Consider the following 21,059-nt stretch of genomic DNA (forward strand, 5'->3'; position numbering starts at 1 on the left):
GCGCCGGAGGCGGCGGTAGTAGTCGAACTGCCGTCGCTGGCGAGGAGGGGCGACAGCGCGGTCTTGCCATGACTGCCATCGCTGGTGGTAGCGCCGGAGGCGGCGGTAGTAGTCGAACTGCCGTCGCTGGCGAGGAGGGGCGACAGCGCGGTCTTGCCATGACTGCCATCGCTGGCGGTAGCGCCGGAGGCGGCGGTAGTAATCGAACCGCCGTTGCCGGCGAGGAGATGCGAAAGCGTGGTCTTGCCATGATTGCTATCGCCGGTGGTGGCTTCGGAAGGGGCGGTGGCAGTCGAGGTGCTGCCGCCGGTGATGGTCTCGGCCGGGGCTGTGGCGGTCGAGGTGCCGCCGCTGGAGGTGGCTTCGGAAGGGGCGGTGGCGGTCGAGGTGCCGCCGCTGGAGGTGGCTTCGGAAGGGGCGGTGGCGGTCGAGGTGCTGCCGCCGGTGGTGGCTTCGGAAGGAGCGGTGACAGTCGCGGTGCTATCGCCGGTGGTGGCCTCGGAAGGGACCGTCGCCGTAGAAATGGGATCGGTGGCCGCAGCTTCGGAAGGAGCAGTCCCGGCGGTGCTGAGATTGTGTTGCCGGAAAACGGCCTGCAGTTCCGGGGAGCTCTCAAGCGCGGTGTCGCCTCGCTGTGAACCCCAGGCGTACGCATAGTCGAAGGCGGGTGACGGAACCAGCTTGGCCCAGTGGTCCATCATGGTTTCCATCTGGGCGGCGGTGGGCACGACATATTTGCCACCCATGTCGGTGTTATAGTCGCCACCGCCAAACGTCTGGTAGCCTGGAATGATCTTGCTCGTCGGGATGCCCGATGCCTGAGCGGCGGCAACGAATTTATCGATCATGTTATAGTCGACCGCGCCATCCGTGCGGACAGGATAGACATCCACGCCGTAGTAATCGATACCGGTATTGGCGGGATTGTACGTGTTCGAAAAATCCGGATTCGCGGACGTCCCCAAGCTCATCATCGTGATGTAGGTCTTGGCGTCCGGCACATTGGCGTGAATCCAGTCGGATTCTGCCTTCAGATTCGCGGCGGAGGCGTAGGTGCCCCATTGGCCGGTGGGATCCGGCTCGTCGACAAGGAAGAATCCGAACAGCTTCGGATTGCCGATGAAAGGCGTGATCTTGTCGATAAAGGACGACGTCGCTCCGTCGGTTTCGTTGAGGTAGACCAAGCCCTTCATACCGTCCGGCAGCGCATTGAGTTGGTCAACAGATGAAACGTCGGCCAGATTGAATCCGGCTTGCGAAATTTCCGTGCCCGATCCACCTGACGTGTAATGCAGAGTTGTCATCCAATATTCCTTTTTCTGTTTCGACCGTGCCTACTTACAGACGGCGTATATTAGCGCCAAATCACATACCGACACCCTCTGACAGAAATATTGAGGTTTGAAGTAGGATTGAGCGTTGGAGGGGCGCTCCCTTCGAACTCGTTTCCGCAACGGTATCGACGACCAGCCAAGGATGGTTCTATTCGGGATAAGACTCGGCTAACTTGATCCGACCGTGTGGAGCTTGGCTCGAATGGCGCGGTCGAGAAGCCGTCCGACGCAGGACGGCCGGGAAATCTGAAAACCAGACCAAAAACAAAACCCGCCTAGCGGCGGGTCGTCAGTGCGAATCTGCACCGTACCCAAATTACTAGCATAGCTGCCGGCACAAAGCAAGAACAAAATGTGACACAATCGACGAAGCTGCCGATCTGAGACGGCGCCTCTCCGAAATGCGAATGCGCCTCGCAGCCGGCATTGCCGCAACAGCGGTGCCGTGCAACATCGGCGGCTTGGAAGGAACCCCGGTGCTGTCTCGCCTGATCGCCGGCCTGCTGCTCGCCTGCGGATTGACCCACAGATCATGTATTCGCTTGCGCAGGCGTCGTGGGGCTACCCAGTTGCCTTTTCCGCGAGGCGGCGGTTGGACTCAAACATCTTCTGCGGCATCCGCCGAAAGCTCCTGATCATGACGTTCGCGCGGAAGAGGTTTGCCGGATTGGCCGCGAGGCTGGTGCAAGGCGATATATCCCAGACACCAGGGCGCGGACGAGCGGCTTGCGTACCGGCGTCTCGATGAAGCGCCAGACGATAAAAGAGGCAAGGAGGACCCCGGCCAACACGACGAAGAATGCGGCGTTCTTGCCGACATGAGGCGCCAGCGCGTTAAGCGAAATGTAGCCGATATACTGGTGCAAAAGATACAGCGGATAAGTCAACCCTCCGAGCATCATGATAGCCTTGGATGGAGCAATCACGGAGCGGAGCAATATCGCGCCAGCGAAGACTCCGTAGACCACCATGTTGGCGGTGAAGAGAGCAGGATACGAAATGGCTGCGCCAAAGTGCTCCTGCATCCAGTTATGAGAGAACATTGCGGTCTGGCAAGACACCAGGAACGCGACGGCAAGAAACAGGAACGCGGCCGGTGAACGGCCCCTTGCAACGATGTCTTCCGCGAGGATGCCCGCGGCAAACAAAGGCGCATAGTTTGTAATGAAGAGAATGCGTATCACCGGGTTCCCAAAGAAGAACTCGTTGGTTGCCGAAATTGCGAGCCAGATGGCCGCGATGGGTATTTTCCAGCGCTGAAAGGCGCCGGCAAAGATCAGCACTGCAACCCAGCCGTAAAACAGGATCTCGAGCATGATCGACCAGTAGACGCCATCCATGGACGGCCTGCCGAAGAGGCGGGCGAACATGGAAAGATTGGCTACATAGGTTGGAACATCGGTCGGAAAACGCTGATCTTTGGCGACGACGAGAACAACAAACGTCGCGGTCATGCAGACGAGGAATCCGGGATAAAGCCGGGCGAAGCGGGCGACCGCGAATTCCTGCCAGGTTCGACCTTCGGCCGACCACGCGATGACGAAACCGCTGATCAGGAAAAACAGATTGACGCCGAGATAGCCGTAGATGGCGTAAGGTGCTGCGGCAGGATATTCCACGTCGAGATTGCCCGCGATCGCGCCGCCAAAAAGATAGTGAAAGAGCACGACCGCGAGGGCTGCAGCCAGGCGCAGCAGGTCGAGTGATGCCATGCGCGCCGGAATGGCCTTGCCTGCCGGTTCCACAGCTACCTTCCACAGCCGTTTCAGCTTTTGACACCCATCAGCGGCCTGATCCGCAATACCAGTGCTAACGCGAAGACTGCAAACCGGCGGCAGGTCAAGCCTTTACCTTCTCAAGTACGAACAGCTGCTCGCAGGACAGGAACCGCAGGACGCTAAAAGAGCGTACCAGCTTGAGCCCCGCCGCCGCGAAATCCTGTCGTGCAACGGTGAGATTGACGGGATGAGGCGCCGACATCCTTCCGGTGATCATCTTCCGCAGCCTTAGCCGTATTCTCTGGAGGCGGGTGCCAAGGCCGTAGGATACGATCAGGCGACGGCTGGCAACGCGCGCGAGCTCAATGATAATGTCGCGCCTGAGATGTGGCGGGATAAGGTGAATGAGGCGAAGGCAGACCACCGTGTCAAAGCTTTCGTCGGCGAACGGCAGCTGCGTCACGTCACATCGGATGAATCCCCGAAATCCGGATTGACCTTCATATGCTGATTTAGCCAAGGCCATCATTTCCATTGAAATGTCTGCAGCCAGCACCCGACAATTATGCTGGCCCAGCACGCCGGCCAGCTTCCCGGTTCCGCATGGGATATCGAGCACCTGAGATGGAGGCGGGCTGCACCTCTCCAGCGCCTTGGCGACGCAGCGTTGCTCCCGTCGCGCAATGACGTATGACGCAACGGTGGACAGCTTCAACCGGCCTGCATAGCCGTTCAGGTACCAGCTCGCAAAACCCGGATCTTGATATCTCTGTTTTGTCGGGAGCTCATAGGCCGCGACTGCCGCGACCTTGGCGTTGTAATTGGCAGGTATAGCCGTATTTGCCGCTGCCGTCTGATGTGGCTCGAGGTTCTCGCTCATATGCCTGCTTTCATACGATTTCTCCTGCAGATGAGATCGAAGATTTTTGTCCGACACGTTCATTGGATAGCCGACCAAGCTGCCCTATTGGCGATAGAGGGGATAAACGGCCAGTTGGCTGCGTCCATCACAGAGAAGGTTTCCAGAAGGCTGGGTGTCTCGCATCCCTCGAACGGATGAGACATGCCGAACTCATGACTGCCGCGCCCTCGCGGAAGTGTGCTGGGGAATAGGGCTACTGCACACCCCTTTCGGAGACGGAACGGTAAACGGACGGTAGGCAATCCGGAAGGATAGTGACCGAAACGCACTCCTTCCGTTCACGATTTTGGCGTCCGTCGATATCCTAACGTGACCACACCGTCATTCATACGGATGGCGCGGATTCCTGGCTCGTCGGCTAGACATCCCAGGAAGAGATGGGCGTTCGCTTCAGCAAATGGACATGACGTCACTGCCAGTAGGCTTCCCTCAGTCTGGATTGAAAGATGATCTTGGAGCTATTTGGGCCGTCCGGTGCTGGTAAGACGACGTTAGCGTCCGAGCTGGTGCACGTTTTGCGAGCTCAGGGCTACTGTGTTGTTTTGCAGACCGGTGACCGCCGACATCCGGTTAGAAGGGCCGCCTTCAAACTGGTCTCCGGCTTGCATTCAAAGTGGATCGGACAGCGTTCTCTCGGTGCAGAAGTGCTTAAGATTCTTCCACCCAAGAATGAGCTGTGGGCGGCTCGCCTGAACTGGCATCTTGAAGCTCTTCTTCAAGCTTGGCGCGCGGCAATAGCGTCCAATGACACGATCTCAATTTTTGACCAGGGTATGGTGCAATTCGTATGTTCACTGGTTTTGTTCAGCGGCATAACGGATCGTGAAAGGGTGTCGCGCGCGCTCGAGCTTCTACCCAAACCGGATCTGCTTGTCCGATTGCAGGCGCCAAGGGAAATTCTAGAGGTCCGTCTGAAGGAACGCCGGCGTAACCTCGGTATCATTCAGAAGTTCCTCGAAGTCGATCTGCAGAGCAGTCTTGATCATATTGACCACGTTAATCTCATTGGGGAACAACTTGGATCGTTTCCCGTGCCAACAACTTGCGTCGAAAGTTTAGATTCGAACGGGCTCACAGCCGCCACAGAAATGATAGCGCGTGGAGTAGTCGACAAGTTCGGCGCGACGCGGGCGAAATTTAAAAGAGTTGAAGCTTAGAGAGATGCGGTTTTGAAGCGTTGACAAGAGATATCCAATAATATGGAAAATCGAATTATTGAAAAGGAACCGCGCGAGTTGACATGACATGCGCTTTTCTCGCTACCAGACTGCCTTGGCGTTGACGTTAGCTGCTGTCAGCGCGATATCCATAGTTATCCACGGGGCGGTGAGTGGAGAGGACGTCGCATCGACAAAGTTCGTCGCGCCGGTAGCCATGGACCTGCCGGATTACCTGCACGCCGCGAAGGATGCGGCATTTGGCACAACTTTCACCCGAATAACCAAACCCGGAATCCTCGGCGCCGGCATCGCATGCGGGAGCAAATATTGCAGCCACCGCTATTCGAGCGCCCAGGCCTGGAATTCGGATCAGAGCCTTCTTGTCATCAGCAACGGCTGCGGCGGCTTATGCTTCCTGGATGGGCGCACCTACGTCCCGCTTTTTCGCCGTGATCGATCGACCGAATGCGAATGGCATCCTCACGATCCCGACCTGATGATCTGCGTCGGTGGTCGGAAAATCTCGACCTGGGCGCCACGCACCAATCATGAGGAGGTCCTGTTTGTTTCGACTGACAGTAGCAATCTCCAGTTCGGGCCATACAAAGGTAATCCAAGCCGTGATGGCAGCCGTATTGCCGTACGCGCGGTTCGCCGGGACGGCAAAGCGGTCGTCTTTGCCTACGATCTCAAACAGCGGCGGAAATTTCCGGAAATCGATCTCGCACAGCTTGTCGGAGCCAACGGCGCCTGCTCAATCTCGCCGCTGGGCGTCAACATCTTATGCATTCAGAACCTGAAAGACGACACTGAACAGACGTTCATCTTTTCTGTTGACGGCGTTCTGCGCCAGAAATGGACTGAGCATCATCGGCCTGGCCATGGCGACATGACCGTCGATGCCGACGGCAGCGAAATCTATGTGGGGATCAGTAAGTCCGATCCAGACATATACCAGGTGATCAAGCGAAGGCTGTCAGATGGGAAAGTCACCTCGCTCATGAGATATGGTGAAGCACAGCATGCATCGCTCAGGTCGCTGGACAGGCCCGGTTGGGTGTTCCTTACCTATTCGGGCAATCCGGACGAAGTATCGAAATATCCGGCTTGGGCGCCGTATGCGCGGGAAGTCATCGCGTTGCGCATCGACGGCAGCGGAGAGGTCCGGCGCATTGTGCAGACGAAGAACGTTCCATTCGACTACTGGAGTGAGACCCACGCCTCGCCGTCCCCGGACGGTTCACAGGTGATCTGGTCAAGCAATTGGGGAGTACCCGGCGGCCCGGTTTACGATTTCGTCGCCCGTATTGACTGGCCGGAAGGATCAGACACTGGCTCGAGAGCATTAGCCGCGAGCGGTCTTCAATAACGAAACGTTCCGGTCGCCTATGGCGATATGGCCGATCGTGCTTGCTCCATTCACGCTTTTAACGCCTCACGTTCAACTTCGCCGCCATACGGCTCCGTTCGATGTCGATTCATTCAAACGGACGACGACAGTGGCCAAGCCTGCACCTAGCGTGATTGTGCAGTTTGCAAGGCTTATGACACTTGCCGGAATCCTACGAATTACAGCGATGACGTCGGGTGACGGCTTGTATCGCCAAGGGCGCTCGCGCCGGAGCTCACTGTTGATGTCACGGCCGAGAAAGGAATAGCAGATGGATACGGATAAGCGAGCCGAAGAGAATGCCTCTTTCAATCCTGAGTTGTTGGAATGGTTGGTATGCCCAATGACCAAGGGCTCACTTGCCTGGGATTCGGATCGCGATGAACTCGTTTCGAAGAGCGCAGGACTTGCCTATCCGGTTCGCGACGGCATTCCAATCCTGCTAGCCTCGGAGGCACGGACGATCACCTCCCGCGTGGTCAAACTTCGCGCATCCAGACGATGATGGGAGCCGCGCTAAATTAGGCGGCTTTCCGACGACAGCCAGCAATGACAGGAAAGTGTGCCGCGGAGCGCGAGCCGTTTGTCTGCGGACCACTCTGCGCTCGGCACCCGGGCAGTGCCGACCTCTTTGATGCAACGCGCGGCGACCTGAACCGGCTGGGTACGGCGGCCCGCTGCCGGGACAGGGTTTGCGTCATTTAAACAGACGAGGACAGTGGCAAGACCTGCCCCTACCGTGACCTGGGCGAGATGGGTAGCGAAACCAACACCATGAAAGCAAATTCAAGGGCCGGCCACTTCGCGCGATCGGGCTACAGCGAACGGTCAGGAGACGCAGGATGAATCCGCATCTGGTGTGTGTCGGAGGCGAGGATCATGCCCTGCGAATTCCGTTCTTGATGTCGCTGCGAGAGAAGGGATTCCGTGTTACTGCGGTGTCGAGCGGCGGTGAAGCCGCATTCCTGCGGCATGGCATTCCGCATCGCAGCTACAGTTTCGACCGATTTTCCAGCAGCAGCGGAGAATGGGCCGCCATCAGAACCATTCGAAAGCTGATGGCGGAACTCCGGCCGGACATTATCCAAAGCTTCGACACCAAGCCCAACCTGGTGACGCCACTTGCGGTGCGCGGAAGCGTTCCAGTCGTGCGCACTATCAACGGTCTGGGCTGGACATTCTCGTCCCTGGAACCGCGCGCCCTTGCCCTGCGCCCAATCTTTTGCGGACTGCAATGGCTTTCGTCGTTATGGACGGCGGCTACGGTGTTCCAGAATCGGGACGATCAGGCATTCTTTGAACGCTACCGACTGATCGGACGCGGCAGCGGACGAGTGATCCGCAGTTCTGGAATCGACGTCGATGCGTTCGCCATGGCAAGGCATCTTGCCCCGTCGGCGATGAAAATGCGCGAAGAGCTTGGGCTCCAATCCGCCGAGATCGTAATTTTTGTCGGCCGGCTAACGCGCCAGAAAGGCATCCCGACACTCCTCAAGGCAGTCCCTCGCATCCTGTCGGAAAGGCCCAATGCCCGTTTCGTGCTTGTCGGCCCATTGGAATCCGAGGGCCCATTTGCAGTGGACAAGGCTGAGATCGATCGACATGTGCCGCATGTCATCGCCTTGGGTCCACGACGCGACGTTCCTGCCCTTCTTGGCATGGCCGATCTGTTCGCCTTCCCAACACAATACCGAGAAGGGATTCCGCGCGTCCTGCTGGAGGCAGGGCTCGCGGGATTGCCTATCGTCGCCTCGATGATGCCTGGTTGCAATGAGGTGGTCGAGGACGGATGGAACGGCCATCTCGTCCCCCCGCACGATGCGAACGGCCTTGCCTCTCGAATTATAGAGGTCCTGTCCGACCGCCGGAAAGGACGGACCATGGGCGCTCGCTCTGTCGAGCTCGTCCGGACGCAGTTCTCGCTGCCCTGGGTGGTCGAGCAATATTGCGATCTCTACGACAATGTCCTTAGTGCCAAATCCCAGGGCGGCTTCGCTCGACCGGCATCGCCGGTGTTGCTTGAAGAGCCTGCTGCAAACCGCGGATCGGGTGGAGCGCGCCGATGATCCGGGACGCGATCCTGGCCTGCGGCGTGGCCATGTCGTATGCGGCGCAGCTCTCGGTTCCGGGCTTGCCCTACGGCTATGGCGAATTGTTTCTCGCGCTTTGGATCATGCTGTCGATCGGGCGGGTGCTCGCCGGCGGTCACTTGGTAGTCAGGCCCGCCCTGATCCGTGTTGCGGGCTTCTGGCTGATCATCACGCTCGCTCTGGGTATTGGCACCATCGTTGGCTACCTGACCACGGTACTGTACCTGTCGGTGGTGATGCACGATATGGTAGCCTACCTGCTGCTGATCTGCGTCACCTGCCTGGCCGCCGCGGAGCCCGACGCGGATCGCCGTCTGCGCAGTGCTGCCTGGTGGGTGGTCGCGATTGCGAATGCATGCTTTATTGTTCAGCTGGCACTTGGATGGGGTTGGATCCACCAATCCGGCGTCGATCCCTGGTACTGGGATCGCTTCCGAGGCTGGTCCGAGAATCCCAACCAGCTCGCGCTCTATTGCGCACTCCTTGGTCCGCTCGCCTTGCATCTTGCGACGACTACAAGCAAGCCGTGGGCGAGGCTGGCCGGGCTCAGCAGCCTTATCCTGACCATCTATGTCGGAAGGCTGACGAAGAGTGATACCTATCTTTACACGACGGTCCTGGTCGGCCTGATATTTCTTGGGCTGCGGGTTCGGACATGGCTCGCAGCCGGTGACGGCAAGGTCAGCCTGTCCCGGCAAGTTACCCTCCTGCTGATGATTGGCTTCCTTCCGTTGGCCATGTCGATGACGCCTTACATCGTCACGGAGGTGGGCAGCGTCGAACAGTTCGCCTTGAGTCTTACCAAGGACAAGGGCGGCGAAGCGACCGCCGAAACCGCTGCACTTCGAATCCATCTCTGGGGAGATGCATTGGGCAAGGGCCTAACGTCAGGATCCCTGGGCCTTGGTCCTGGCCCGCATCTGGAGCGCCCGCCCATTTCCTACAGCCAATTTCTGCCCCGGCCTTTCGAGGCTCACAACACGATTCTCGATCTGTACACTCAAGGTGGTTTGGTTGCGGTCCTGGCCCTGGCCTGGATTGTCGGCGCGGCGGCTTTATGCGCATGGCGTGCGAAGCTCGATGCCCTGTTCGTGCTGGTGGTGTCGATCGTCATCTTCGGAATGCCACATCTGATCATCCGCCATCCAATCGTGTGGTTTGCGCTTACCATTTGCCTTGTTGCCGGAACGCCGCGAACGATTTCGGCAACCTCTAGCGACCTGAGGTGATGGCATGTGTGGGATTACCGGAATTCTCCTTGCACCCGATGCCGCGAACATCAAGCCGCTCAGGGCAATTGGCCAGATGACGACGGCCCTTCGTCATCGTGGGCCTGATGGCGAAGGCTTCTGGATCAATCGCGAAGCCGGCATTGCCTTCGGCCACCGACGTTTGGCTATAGTCGACCTATCGGAAGCAGGACGCCAGCCGATGCATTCGGCAAGTGGCCGATATGCCATTACCTTCAACGGCGAGATCTACAATTTCCGCGATCTGCGCCGCGAGCTTGAAGACGCTGGCCATCGGTTCCGTGGCGCCAGCGATACCGAAGTGATGCTGTGCGCAATCGAGAGCTGGGGTCTCGACACCGCACTCACGCGCTTCGCTGGCATGTTCGCATTTGGATTGTGGGATCTAAAGACCAGGACCCTCCATCTCGCCCGCGACCGAATGGGCAAGAAGCCGCTCTATGTTGCTGCAACGCGCGATGCGCTCGTTTTTGCCTCCGAGTTGAAGGCAATCCATCGTTTTCCAGGTTTCTGTCAGGAGCTCGATCTCGACGCGGCCGCGACAATGCTTTCGAAAGGATGGGTACCGGGAAACTGTTGCATCTGGCGAGGCGTGTTCAAGCTACCTCCGGGCTCGGTCCTGTCTGTGACGGCGGCGGATTTTGCCGAGGCGCGCAGCGCCGCATCCCTTTCGCAACGCGCCCGACACTGGTGGTCGCTGTCTGAAATCGCCGCGAACGGTCGACAGAATCCAATCGCCGGTACCGACGAAGAACTGACCGATGGACTCGACGATCTGCTTCGACTTGCCGTCCGGGAACGCATGATAGCCGATGTGCCGCTGGGTGCCTTTCTGTCTGGTGGCCTCGACAGCTCCACGGTTGTGGCGCTGATGCAGGCCCAATCGCCAAAACCGGTGCGCACATTCACGATCGCTTTCGGAGAAGGCGGGTTTGATGAGGCTCCCCACGCGGCGGAGGTCGCGCGGCACCTGGGCACCGATCATACTGAACTCCACCTTTCAGCAGCCGCTGCGCGTGAAGTCATTCCGGAACTGCCGCGGATCTGGGATGAGCCGTTCGCCGATGAATCGCAGATACCGACTTTGCTCGTGGCGCGGCTCGCTCGCCAGCACGTTACGGTGGCGCTATCAGGCGACGGTGGCGATGAATGCTTCGCCGGTTACGCTCGTCATTTCATGGCTGCGCGGTTGAAACGACAGCATGCGCTGCCGTCGCCGCTGCGTCACGCGCTTGCTGCAGGGGTCGGATTGCTGGCCCGTGCAGCGCGTCACGATTTCGTCGGCAAGCTGCCGCTTTCGGCGAGTGGACGGCACGCGCTGCGGAGCGACCGGCTGCATCGCCTCGCTCGGCTGCTCGCTGCGCCAGATGAGGACGAATTGCATCGACGGCTGACCGGAGCATCGACCGGGAGCCTCGCACTCCACACGCCGCCCACATCAATTCAAGGGTCCCCCCGGCTTGATGGCCTGCTGTCCCGTCTCTTGTACGACGACATGGCCGGTTACCTGCCCGACGATATATTGGTGAAGTTGGACCGCGCCAGCATGGCCAATAGCCTCGAAGGCCGGTGCCCGCTTCTCGACCATCGGGTTGTCGAATTCGCCTGGCGGCTGCCGGCACATGCGAAGGTCCGCAATGGCAAAGGCAAGTGGCTTCTTCGTCAGCTGCTTAGCCGCTATGTTCCGCAACGGCTGATCGACCGGCCGAAGCAGGGTTTCGATGTTCCCATAGCAGTCTGGCTGAGCGGCCCGTTGCGCATCTGGGCCAGCGATCTAGTCGCCGATATACGCCTCTCCGGAGATGGGATCTTCGACTTTGCGAAGGTCGAAACCTGCTGGCGCGACCATCTTGACGGAAGACAGGATCATTCTCGCGATTTGTGGCCCGCGTTGATGTTCCAGGCCTGGCGCAACGAGGCCGGGCGGTCCGCCGGGCCGGCAACGGGCATGTCCACAGCGCTCGAACTGACAGGAGTATGAGATGGAAGGTTCCATAGTCAGCCGAATTCACCTTCCGCGCGCCACTGAAATGCACGTGCCGACGCGCGAGATCAATCCGCGCATGAGGCCATTCCTGCGCGAACAGGTCGACGCGCAGACCCCCTTCCATCAACTCCTCATTACCATCGCGAGGAGAAAATGGTTCCTGCTTGCAATGGTGATTTTGGGCGGAGTGTTGGCTGGGCTTGCGGGTTTTGTGCGTCCTGTCCTGTTCGAGGCGACCGCACAGGTGATTGTCGATGCTCCTGGCAGGAACGCGGCTCCCGGAGGTGCGGATTCTGCTCAGGAGATGCTGGATGCGAGCATTGATGACCACTTAACCATGCTCTCTTCGCAGGGGCATCTGCGTCGCCTGGTGGCAGCCCTACGCGAGACAAAGATCGGCAACATTGCTGAGCAAGGTGATGTCGGAAATTCCCGCGCCGCCCCGGTAGGCGGCAACCTGCAGAACATACGCACCTTCGCAGCTGGTCTGCTAGAAAGGATTTGGCCGCAGGGCAGGCCGGAGGCGGCCGATGCAGCCGAACTCAAGGCATTGCGGAAGGGCATGAGGGTTGGACAGGAACTGAGATCAAGGGTGATCACCGTCGGCTTCACCGACGACGATCCGGCGCGAGCCGCCCTGGTGGCCAATACGTTCGTCCAAGTATACATCGACGATCTCGCACAGAAGCGCAGGGCGTCAGACAGGCTGGAACTCGCCTCGATCGTCGCCAGCCTGCCGGTCGTACAAAGCGACCTGGCGAAAGCGACCGACCGCCTGGAAAAGTATCGACTGAGCCATGGCGCGGTCGATCAAGGTGCGGCGGATAACGCTGCCAAGGAGACAGCCGAACTTAGTCAGCAGATATCCTTGTCGAAAGCGGATCTCTCAGCGACGGAATCTCACCTTCAGCACATCGAGGCTTTGCGAGAGGAAGGAGCATCGGTCGCGGCGCTCGCCGAAGCGATCGGGTCTCCGGTATTGGCCGACATGGCGGCCCGCCAAGCCAACGACAATGCGGATGCGGGCCTTAGCACTGCGATCAACGGCGAGATCGAACAAGGCACTGCTCGCATTGCGGCGGAGGGGAACATCTACCGTGCCCAGATCGCTGCTCTGGAGGGCCGTAAGAATGTGCTCGATGCGGTGGTGGCCGACACAGCCGGCCGGCTTTCCGGCTTGCGTGCGCTCGAGCCGCAGGTCAGCATCCTGACGCAGCGATACAACCAGCTTCTCACCCAACAACAGGATCTGGTGCAGCGCATCGCAACTCCCTTGCCCGGGGTCTCGATCCTTTCAGCGGCATGGCCGCCAACGAATCCAAAAACCCTGCCGCCCATCTTTCTTATTCCGCCCGGCATGATCGTGTTTGGCCTCATTGGCGGGGTCTTCGTCTTGGTCCGCAGCCGTCTCAATCAGACCTTGCGCGGCGGGGCCGAAGCTGAAGCCGCGCTCAGGGTTCCGTGCCTGGGGCTGATACCGGAAGCGCCCACAATACACGCGAAACGACTACAGCAGCTGGTTCTCGGCCAGCAAAACTGCAGCTACAGCCGAGCCGTCACTTCTCTCCTTGTCACCGTGGCTCTCAACAAAGCGAGAGGCCGTGCGTCGCACGTCATCCTCGTCACGTCCAGCGTCCGGCATGATGGCAAGACCGAGCTCGCATGGAGCCTCGCCTTGGCAGCTACCCGACTTGGGGGACGAGTGCTTTTTCTCGATCTTGATGGCACGGGCGCCCGCCTCACGAACGAGTTTCTGAACGAATTCGGTGCGTTCAAGCCGCATAAATCCTTTGGAGACTATATGAGCGACCGTTGTCCGCTGCACGACGCGGTCACGGGAATGCCTGAAATTGGAATCGACTTCATGGCACTCGCACCATCAGAGGATCTGCTGCCGCAACTGTCCATGATCGACGGGTCCCTGGTCACAGATGAGCTGCGCTCGATGTACAGCATCGTCATCATAAATGGACCGCTGGGACTTGGAGGACCTGAGGCCAGGCTACTGACGGGCTGGGCTGACGCAGTTCTTTTCGCTGTTCGCTGGGCCAGGACGCGTCGCAGCATCGCGCGTGGTGTTCTGCAGTTGCTGACGGAGGACGAGACGGCTCAGGTCCCCGTAGGCAGCGTTCTCACGCAGGTCAATCTTAGGAAACACGCCGGCTACCGGTTTGGGGACAGCGCGGATCTCTTGCTCGAGAGAACATCATGAATGTCACATGCGGGATTCCGCGTAACGACCGCCACGGCATTCGACCTGTCGAGCGGAAGATAATATCGACGATCTCGCAGTCCGGAGCAGGGTCCGCGGCCAAAGGCGATCAAGGCGAAGAAATGCGCGACGCCGGCGCAAAAGACATCGACGATTTCAGCGATCCGAAGCTCGCCCGCTTCCCTGCGGCCTCCGTTGCTCCAACGAATATGGTTTTGCCGCACAAGGAGGACACGGGCCGGGGTCTCGGCTATGCCAGCATCTTCGCTCTTTTGGTCTATATCGGGGGTGCGGGCTTGACCAGCTTGGCGCAGTTATTGATTGCGCGCATCGTTGGCTCCACCAGCTATGGCATTTACTCCTATGTTCTGGCCTGGACCTCGGTGCTTGCCTATCTTGCAACGCTTGGTTTCCATGTATCCTTGTTGCGTTTCGTCTCCGCCTACAGTGCCAAAGGGCGGCTTGACCTGGTACACGGCGTAATCAGGTTTGCTCTGCAGAGGTCGCTGGCGGCGGCGACACTATTCGGCATCGTTGGCGCCGCCTTGATCTTTTTCTTTTCAGATCCTTCTCACAAGGAGCTTCAAATCAGCCAGCTGCTAGGCATGGCAGCAGTGCCTTTGGTCACCGCCTACGCTTTGGGCGCAACACTTGTTCGTGCTTTCGGCGGCGGTGTCTCGGCCCTCCTGCCGGAACGCATAGTGCGCGACGGCCTCTTGTTGACGTTGCTGGGAATGGCGGGCTTATCCGGATCATGGACCCCCAACGCACCCTTGGTGATGCAGGCGGTGCTGGCAAGTTCAGCCATCACGGTCGGCCTGGTGTTCGTCATGGCGACAAAATTTCAGCCGCCTGGCTTGCGGCAGGTTCAGCCAGGCGACGAGTCGCGGGAATGGTGGTCCGCGGTTCCGCCAATGATGCTCATGGCTGGGCTCGATGTTTTCATCAGCCGGGCCGGAGTCATGGTGCTGGGCTGGACGCATCACATTCGCGAAGCAGGCATTTTCGCATTGGGATTGAACGTCGCCTTGCTTGTGAGCCTTTCCCTGGTTGCCGTCTCTACGATGTTTGCGCCGACAGCGGCTGCCCTTCATGCCCGAGGCGATCGGATGGCTCTGCAGCAGCTGTTTTCACGGGCCGCCCTACTTTCCTCTGGTGGGGCTCTAACGATGGCCATCCCGATGCTTGCGATTATTGAACCTCTGTTGAGCTGGTTCGGCGGGGATTTCAGTACCGCGGCACCCGTCGCGCGGATACTCATTCTCGGATATGTCTTTGTCGCGCTGTGCGGACCCCAGATGCTCCTCTTGATGATGACCGGAAACGAATGGGCGGCAGCCGCAACCATGATCGTCGGCGCTGCGGCCAGTATCATAGGCTGTGCCACAGGAATTGCGCTCTACGGCGCGCCGGGCGCCGCAGTGGGCCTCGCGCTTGCGTTGGCGATTTGGAATGTGGCGATGTCGATCTACATCAGCAAACGGCTGAAAATTATCCCTGGGCTGATCTTTGCGCTAACATCGTTCAGAACGCACGCAGTCGAAGGCCAGCGGCGACATTGGTTCCTGCGCTGATTTGAGACCGTCGCGCCCCGATACGCGACGGCATCAGCGTTCAGGAATTTCGAGTCCAGGGTTGTGTCGGATAGAGGCTGGGGAGTGCGGCTTTGTGGCCGACGCGTTACACGCCGAGTGGCAGATCATCGCCCGACAGGGCCCGCGGCCTACACGGTGGCCTCATTCACCAACGTCTGTTGCCGTACGCTGGCCGCGGCATCCGTTCCATGAAAGTCCCGGTACCATTCGACAAAGCGTCGCACTCCGTCCTCTAGCGGTGTTGCCGGGGCGAAGCCGACGGCCTGGCGAAGATCGCTGACGTCGGCGCGCGTCTCCAGAACGTCGCCAGGCGGCAACGGCACATCCACGCGAACTGCCCGGCTGCCAAGAGCGGTCTCGATGATCGAAATCAGCCGGTTGATCTCCTCGGGCCGGTCGTTGCCGATATTGTAGACGCGATACGGCGCGGAACTTGTGGCAGGGTCGGCGGTGCAAGGGTCCCAATTCGGATCCGGCTGCGGCGGTGTAGCAAGTGCTCGAACCACGCCCTCAGCGATATCGTCGATATAGGTGAAATCTCGCCACACGCGGCCGGCATTGGCTACTTCAATTGGTTTGCTCTCGACGATCGCGCGCGTGAACAAGTAGACGGCCATGTCGGGCCTGCCCCAAGGGCCATAAACGGTGAAGAAGCGCAGTCCGGTCACGGGCAGGCCGAACAAATGGCTGTATGAATGCGCCATGAATTCATTCGAACGCTTGGTGGCGGCGTAGAAGCTGACGGGATGATCGGCGCCGTGATTTTCGGAAAACGGTATGGTTCGATTCAAGCCGTAGACGGAGCTCGAAGAGGCGTAGACGAGATGACCGACGCCATGATGCCGGCAGCCCTCAAGGACGTTGAGAAACGCCACTATATTCGATTGCACATAGGCGTGCGGGTCAACAAGTGAATGACGCACGCCGGCCTGAGCCGCGAGATGGACAAGGTGTGAGGGGCGAACGTTTGAAAACAGCAACTGAACGCGCGCGGCATCCGCCAGATCCATTCGTACCGGCGTGAACTTCGCCTCGCTACAGAGGCGTGCAAACCGCGCTTCCTTGAGCCGCAGATCGTAATAGGGCGTGAAATTGTCGACGCCCACGACTTTGACACCAAGACGCAAAAGCCGTGAGGCCACGTGAAAACCAATGAAGCCTGCGGCGCCGGTGACGACGATCGGTCCTGTCCGTGCAAGTTTCTTCACCGCGCGGTCCGAACGGGATCGAGCGATTCCATCTTCTCCGCTGCGGCAAGGACAGAATCGCTGCATAGATCGTTGTCCACTTGTCGCCTTTCGAAATCCGTTCGACAGTACCGAATAGCCGGTCCGGGATTGCGGCTTCCGATATTTACGCTGGCGCATCGAACCTAGTGGAGTGCGCAATGCGGTGCACGACCTGCCAAGTCATGACACGCCAACTTGCGTAGTTTGAATCCCGGGCGGATGCCGACGTCCGGCGATTGGATCTAAGTGGCCGGCCTTACGGCAGGACCGAAATACGCCCAAGAAGGGCCACCAGTTCCGCCTGGCGTTTTGTTTCGGTCTTGGCGAACAGCGAGGCAAGCTGGGAACGGATCGTGGTGCGGCTGAGACGCCAGCTGCGAGCGATCTCCAAAGGTGCGTCGCCCTGGGCCAAGCGCAAGGCGAGGTGCGTTTCTGCGCTCGTCAAGCCAAACATTCTTTGCAGCGTCCGAGGATTTGGCCCCGACCTGTTGTCGCGATCCAGCAGCGCCACAATGCTCGTTCCGTCGGGAGCGATAACGCCGTTCTCGTTCAGTATCACCGGTCGGTCGCCCCTGCTGCGGATCACCACCCAAGACAACGAGCCCGGCAGGAATTGGCCCGGAACATTCGCGATCAGCCGCCTTAGGGCGGCCGTAAGTCCGCTCGCCGTGTCGGCCGCTTCGCCCTGGCGCTCAAGCGTGGTTTGGGCGGCTGCGTTCCACTCGACTACTTTTCTTTCGCGATTCAGCACGAGATAGCCACAGCCAATGCGATCAAGCACGCCGGTTATGGATTCCAGACTGCGGCCTTTTGGTTCGGCGAACCTTGCGTCCAATGGATCCGATGCGCGATCGGGAAGGTGACCAGAAGAGGGCCGCGTATTCCGCGCTTCAAAATCATACTTGGTCCTCGTAACAATGTACCGATTGCTCGAAGAAGCATCGACCTGTCTATCGATCAGATTCATTTTCTACCCCTAACCCAAAGTTTCACACGCCCGAAATAAGTATTCGGGATTCATGTAGTCTTCTATGTGTAGCTGGATTCTAGTCTTCTATGCGCTGACGGATAATACGTTCATCACCACCTTGAAAACTTAATATGATCCGACAGTTCTAAGGCAGCTCTTAGGCCCCGCTGCGTCCGATAAAATGCGCGCTATGATAGCGGTATGGCAATCCGGCAGTGGTACTAAGCTGTACGTTTTTTGCTCTAGTCTCGACGGGCTAGTCAGAAGGTTGTAGTCTGTGTCCATGAGCTCGCAGTCGCGCAGGTCGAATTCGAACCCGTCGGGCAGATTGCTAACTCATATTGCCTCTGCATCGGTGTTAGCTGCCACACTGATATTTGAAATAAAATCGTCAGCCTATATTGGGCAAGGCGCCAGTTTTCTGGAATTTATTCCGGCTATTATTATTATCGCCTATCTCGAAGACCGCGTACCGGCGCTCGCTGCGACCATTCTGATGGTGGCTGTCGGGCTGTGGGCACGAGGACACGATCAGATTTCAAGTGGAGATTGGGCACGCGCAATCCTGCTTCTGGTTTCGGGTGGCGTGATTGCCATGACCTTCCATCGTCTGCGGCAGGACTTGCGTGAGTTGCTGGAAGTCGCGGAGGCCAGGCTCGCTGCCGTCGAGGCGACCGAAAGCCGCTATCGTTGGGCCTTCGAACGTGCTGCCATGGGATTCGCGAACACCAACAAGAAAGGTGAGTTGCTGCAGTCCAACAGACGCCTTTGTGAGATGACCGGGTACAAGGAGGAGGAGCTTGCCCAACTGCAGCTCGATACGCTCGCCCATCCGAACGACCGGGATACCTTGGCGCAATTGCTGGCGAGGCTGGGCAATGACATTTCTTCGTTCGTTTCGGAGGTGCGTCTGTCACGAAAGGACGGTACGGCATTCTGGGCCAGGCTAACGCTTTCTTCGTCCGTGCCCGAGGGTGGCCTCTCGGAGAGCATCTTCGTGGTGGTCGACGATATTTCGGAACGACGCGCTGTTCACGAAGCGCTTCGGGCCCAGAAGGAATGGCTGGACCTCGCTCTGTCTGCTGGACGCTTGGCCACGTGGCGCATAGACCTTAAAGGCGGGATAGTCACGGGCTCGGACACGTTCTGGGACATTCTCGGCCTGGCCCAGGCCAATAGCCGCAGTTTGGAGGAGCTGTCAGCTGTCGTTCATCCGGCGGACTGGCCAAAGCTGGCGGCATCGAGAAAGGCCGCACCATCGGTCACGAATTACGATGTTGAGATACGCGTCCGCCGACCGGACGGACATATCCGCTGGGTTGCGCTGCGCGGAAGGGAGGAAAGACATGATGATGGTGGACAGCGGCTTGGAGTGGCTGCCGACCTGAGCGAGAGACGACAAACCACGCTGCTGCGCGCCGCGGCAAAGAAGCGGGAGCGCATCATGCTCGAACAGCGTCACAGATTCGGCAACGTTTTCGCGGTGATCACGGCGCTCGTGAAAATGGTCGATGTTCCCGGAAACAACGTCGCCAAATACAAGGAAATGCTGATCGACCGGATACGCGCGCTCGAGGCAACCCATCTGCTTCTTTCACGCAACGGCAGCGTATCGGGGGCGATAAACGATCTCGTTGCGCAAGAATTGCACCCATATATTGGAACACGTGCGATATCGGTCAGCGGTCCTTCCGTGGCGATGTCGGGAGGCGCCGCCGAGAGTTTTGCAATGATCGTTCACGAGCTTGTCACCAATTCCATGAAATATGGAGCGCTTGCCGATCCAAAAGGCCGGATCGACGTAAGCTGGACGTTCGCACCTGAAGAAACAGGCAGCGATATCGTGTTCGAGTGGGTGGAATCGGGGCGGCGTAGGACCTCAAGCGTAGTCCGTCATGGCTTCGGTTCCATGATAATCGGAGTGGATGGAGCGCCGCTTGTCGGTCACTCTCCCAGGCTGGAAATATCGGACCAAGGGTTGCGGTATTCGCTGCGGCTGTCACGCAAGGAAATCGGATTGTAGTGCAGTGCTCCAATCGGAAAGCAGATATCTAAAGGCGGGTCGCGCTGAGCGGCCTTTGAGATGCGCAGGGTTCCTTCCAAGAATGTCGTCGGCCCAAAGCTGCGCCGCGGCTTTGGGATATGCAGTAAAATGCATGAGGAGTCTTGGGACGCCGTTTGCACGTCCAAAAGGACGCGCGGCGCTCTAGCTGGCATGTCTCGAAAGCCAAGTCTTCAGCATAACGGCAGCCTCGGTCCGATTGCGTACCCCCAATTCACGCAGAACCGCAGCAGCGTGGATTTTCGTGGTCGCCTCTGCGATTTCCAGATCGCGCGCAATTTCCTTGTTTGAATAGCCTTCCGCCATCAGCTTGAGGACTTCCTTTTGCCTCGAAGTCAGCCTGCCAAGGTTGACGCCAGCGGTACGCCTCTGTGGGCCTTTGTCGTCGGAATGGGTATGCGCGTGGGTTGTTTGCGTCGCTCCCGGGCGTGACAGAAGTGCAGGAACATAGATGCGGCCGGAGAGGATTTCATTGACGGCCAAAACAACCTCTTCGTCCGTCTGCGATTTTACGATGTAGCCGTGAAGCCCGATCGACAGAGCCGTGAGTATTTCCGAGCGTGAATCGTTTCCGGAAACGATCGCAAATCGCGTGTCCGGATAGGCAGACAGGATCCCGCCGAGCACTTCTTGATTGAACAGGCCCGGCATATTCAGATCCAGGATCGCAAGATCCACGAACGACTGCTCTGCCAGCAAACTGAGCACCGCGTCGAAACAGGACGCTTCAAAGATCTCCACACCTGGAATGCCTGCGGTCAGTGCCAATCGCAAGCCGCGACGATACAAGCCGTGATCGTCGGCGATGACGATTCGATACATTGAACTACCCCAACGCCTATCTGAATGGATTGAACGGTAATGGCCTGAAAGTCGTGGCCATCATCTCGTCGATTCATCCAGCCGACGCTGCGGCACCCCCAACACCGCAAACGCCAGATTTCTAATATAATCTTAAATGACGGGAAACGCTCCTCTTTTTTTGCCCCTTGTGAGCGAAACCCGCCGAACGTCGTCGAACATACGTTCTGACCTTTTGGACAGCTGACAGACCGGCCGGTCGTTCAGCAGTGCTATAGGTCTAAAGATATAGAACAGCAAAACGGCTGAATTGTTACCATTCGAATGCACGACGACATC

Annotated in this window: 14 protein-coding genes and 1 pseudogene; 9 read left to right on the forward strand and 6 right to left on the reverse strand. The window is 58.7% G+C overall.

Features of this window, described 5'->3' with window-relative positions; all coding sequences use genetic code 11:
- The 3 genes and pseudogenes from NKJ32_RS22555 to NKJ32_RS22565 all read right to left on the reverse strand — a co-directional run.
- A pseudogene (locus tag NKJ32_RS22555) lies at positions 1 to 1,193 on the reverse strand (calcium-binding protein); the annotation flags it as partial.
- Positions 1,194 to 1,969: 776 nt separating this feature from the next.
- The gene (locus NKJ32_RS22560; RefSeq protein WP_352828975.1) at positions 1,970 to 3,079 is read right to left on the reverse strand and encodes an acyltransferase family protein; all 1,110 of its coding nucleotides are present in this window, start codon (positions 3,077 to 3,079) and stop codon (positions 1,970 to 1,972) included.
- Positions 3,080 to 3,173: 94 nt separating this feature from the next.
- Positions 3,174 to 3,995: a class I SAM-dependent methyltransferase gene (locus NKJ32_RS22565; protein WP_352449687.1), complete on the reverse strand. Its 822-nt coding sequence runs from the start codon at positions 3,993 to 3,995 to the stop codon at positions 3,174 to 3,176.
- A 425-nt stretch (positions 3,996 to 4,420) separates the two neighbouring features.
- On the opposite strand from NKJ32_RS22565, the gene NKJ32_RS22570 reads away from it, so the two are divergent.
- The 8 genes from NKJ32_RS22570 to NKJ32_RS22605 all read left to right on the forward strand — a co-directional run bounded on the left by NKJ32_RS22570 (position 4,421) and on the right by NKJ32_RS22605 (position 15,637).
- A complete protein-coding gene (locus NKJ32_RS22570; RefSeq protein ID WP_352449686.1) occupies positions 4,421 to 5,131 on the forward strand; it encodes an AAA family ATPase in 711 nt (236 codons plus the stop codon).
- 88 nt (positions 5,132 to 5,219) lie between these two features.
- Positions 5,220 to 6,503, forward strand: coding sequence for a hypothetical protein (locus NKJ32_RS22575; RefSeq protein WP_352756652.1), 1,284 nt, complete (start codon positions 5,220 to 5,222; stop codon positions 6,501 to 6,503).
- A 292-nt stretch (positions 6,504 to 6,795) separates the two neighbouring features.
- Positions 6,796 to 7,029, forward strand: a complete 234-nt coding sequence (locus NKJ32_RS22580; RefSeq protein WP_023675609.1) for a Trm112 family protein — start codon at positions 6,796 to 6,798, stop codon at positions 7,027 to 7,029.
- A 337-nt stretch (positions 7,030 to 7,366) separates the two neighbouring features.
- Entirely contained in the window at positions 7,367 to 8,590 is a 1,224-nt protein-coding gene (locus NKJ32_RS22585) for a glycosyltransferase family 4 protein (RefSeq protein WP_352828977.1), read from the forward strand.
- The gene (locus NKJ32_RS22590) at positions 8,587 to 9,843 is read left to right on the forward strand and encodes an O-antigen ligase family protein (protein WP_352449683.1); all 1,257 of its coding nucleotides are present in this window, start codon (positions 8,587 to 8,589) and stop codon (positions 9,841 to 9,843) included. The genes NKJ32_RS22585 and NKJ32_RS22590 overlap by 4 nt, the downstream gene beginning before the upstream one ends.
- Positions 9,844 to 9,847: 4 nt before the next feature.
- Positions 9,848 to 11,845, forward strand: coding sequence for an asparagine synthase (glutamine-hydrolyzing) (gene asnB, locus NKJ32_RS22595; protein ID WP_023675612.1), 1,998 nt, complete (start codon positions 9,848 to 9,850; stop codon positions 11,843 to 11,845).
- A gap of 1 nt (position 11,846) precedes the next feature.
- On the forward strand, positions 11,847 to 14,063 hold the full coding sequence (locus NKJ32_RS22600) for a GumC family protein (protein WP_352576392.1): 2,217 nt from the start codon (positions 11,847 to 11,849) through the stop codon (positions 14,061 to 14,063).
- Positions 14,060 to 15,637 carry a lipopolysaccharide biosynthesis protein gene (locus tag NKJ32_RS22605; RefSeq protein ID WP_352576394.1) on the forward strand — a complete coding sequence of 526 codons (1,578 nt, stop codon included), beginning with the start codon at positions 14,060 to 14,062 and terminating at the stop codon, positions 15,635 to 15,637. Before NKJ32_RS22600 ends, NKJ32_RS22605 begins: the two co-directional genes overlap by 4 nt.
- Positions 15,638 to 15,786: 149 nt before the next feature.
- Here the strand turns inward: NKJ32_RS22605 and NKJ32_RS22610 are convergent, their stop codons facing one another.
- Together NKJ32_RS22610 and NKJ32_RS22615 are read right to left on the reverse strand one after the other, a co-directional pair.
- Complete coding sequence (locus NKJ32_RS22610; RefSeq protein ID WP_352796917.1) at positions 15,787 to 17,025, reverse strand: NAD-dependent epimerase; 1,239 nt, start codon at positions 17,023 to 17,025, stop codon at positions 15,787 to 15,789.
- A 118-nt stretch (positions 17,026 to 17,143) separates the two neighbouring features.
- Positions 17,144 to 17,854 (reverse strand): helix-turn-helix transcriptional regulator, encoded by a 711-nt coding sequence (locus tag NKJ32_RS22615; RefSeq protein ID WP_023675616.1) that lies wholly within the window; start codon positions 17,852 to 17,854, stop codon positions 17,144 to 17,146.
- Positions 17,855 to 18,140: 286 nt separating this feature from the next.
- On the opposite strand from NKJ32_RS22615, the gene NKJ32_RS22620 reads away from it, so the two are divergent.
- Complete coding sequence (locus NKJ32_RS22620; protein WP_352828978.1) at positions 18,141 to 19,880, forward strand: PAS domain S-box protein; 1,740 nt, start codon at positions 18,141 to 18,143, stop codon at positions 19,878 to 19,880.
- A gap of 183 nt (positions 19,881 to 20,063) precedes the next feature.
- Here NKJ32_RS22620 and NKJ32_RS22625 read toward each other — a convergent pair whose 3' ends face one another.
- Complete coding sequence (locus NKJ32_RS22625) at positions 20,064 to 20,741, reverse strand: LuxR C-terminal-related transcriptional regulator (protein ID WP_023675618.1); 678 nt, start codon at positions 20,739 to 20,741, stop codon at positions 20,064 to 20,066.
- Positions 20,742 to 21,059 lie beyond the last annotated feature (318 nt).

Origin of the sequence: Mesorhizobium sp. M0159, from assembly GCF_040322295.1 — a bacterium.
GTDB lineage: Bacteria > Pseudomonadota > Alphaproteobacteria > Rhizobiales > Rhizobiaceae > Mesorhizobium.

Coding starts and splice junctions, on each gene's coding strand:
- NKJ32_RS22565 (WP_352449687.1), bottom strand. CDS start 3,995: ATGAACGTGTCGGACAAAAATCTTCGATCTCATCTGCAGGAGAAATCG.
- NKJ32_RS22570 (WP_352449686.1), top strand. CDS start 4,421: ATGATCTTGGAGCTATTTGGGCCGTCCGGTGCTGGTAAGACGACGTTA.
- NKJ32_RS22575 (WP_352756652.1), top strand. CDS start 5,220: ATGCGCTTTTCTCGCTACCAGACTGCCTTGGCGTTGACGTTAGCTGCT.
- NKJ32_RS22580 (WP_023675609.1), top strand. CDS start 6,796: ATGGATACGGATAAGCGAGCCGAAGAGAATGCCTCTTTCAATCCTGAG.
- NKJ32_RS22585 (WP_352828977.1), top strand. CDS start 7,367: ATGAATCCGCATCTGGTGTGTGTCGGAGGCGAGGATCATGCCCTGCGA.
- NKJ32_RS22590 (WP_352449683.1), top strand. CDS start 8,587: ATGATCCGGGACGCGATCCTGGCCTGCGGCGTGGCCATGTCGTATGCG.
- asnB (WP_023675612.1), top strand. CDS start 9,848: ATGTGTGGGATTACCGGAATTCTCCTTGCACCCGATGCCGCGAACATC.
- NKJ32_RS22600 (WP_352576392.1), top strand. CDS start 11,847: ATGGAAGGTTCCATAGTCAGCCGAATTCACCTTCCGCGCGCCACTGAA.
- NKJ32_RS22605 (WP_352576394.1), top strand. CDS start 14,060: ATGAATGTCACATGCGGGATTCCGCGTAACGACCGCCACGGCATTCGA.
- NKJ32_RS22610 (WP_352796917.1), bottom strand. CDS start 17,025: ATGCGCCAGCGTAAATATCGGAAGCCGCAATCCCGGACCGGCTATTCG.
- NKJ32_RS22615 (WP_023675616.1), bottom strand. CDS start 17,854: ATGAATCTGATCGATAGACAGGTCGATGCTTCTTCGAGCAATCGGTAC.
- NKJ32_RS22620 (WP_352828978.1), top strand. CDS start 18,141: ATGAGCTCGCAGTCGCGCAGGTCGAATTCGAACCCGTCGGGCAGATTG.
- NKJ32_RS22625 (WP_023675618.1), bottom strand. CDS start 20,741: ATGTATCGAATCGTCATCGCCGACGATCACGGCTTGTATCGTCGCGGC.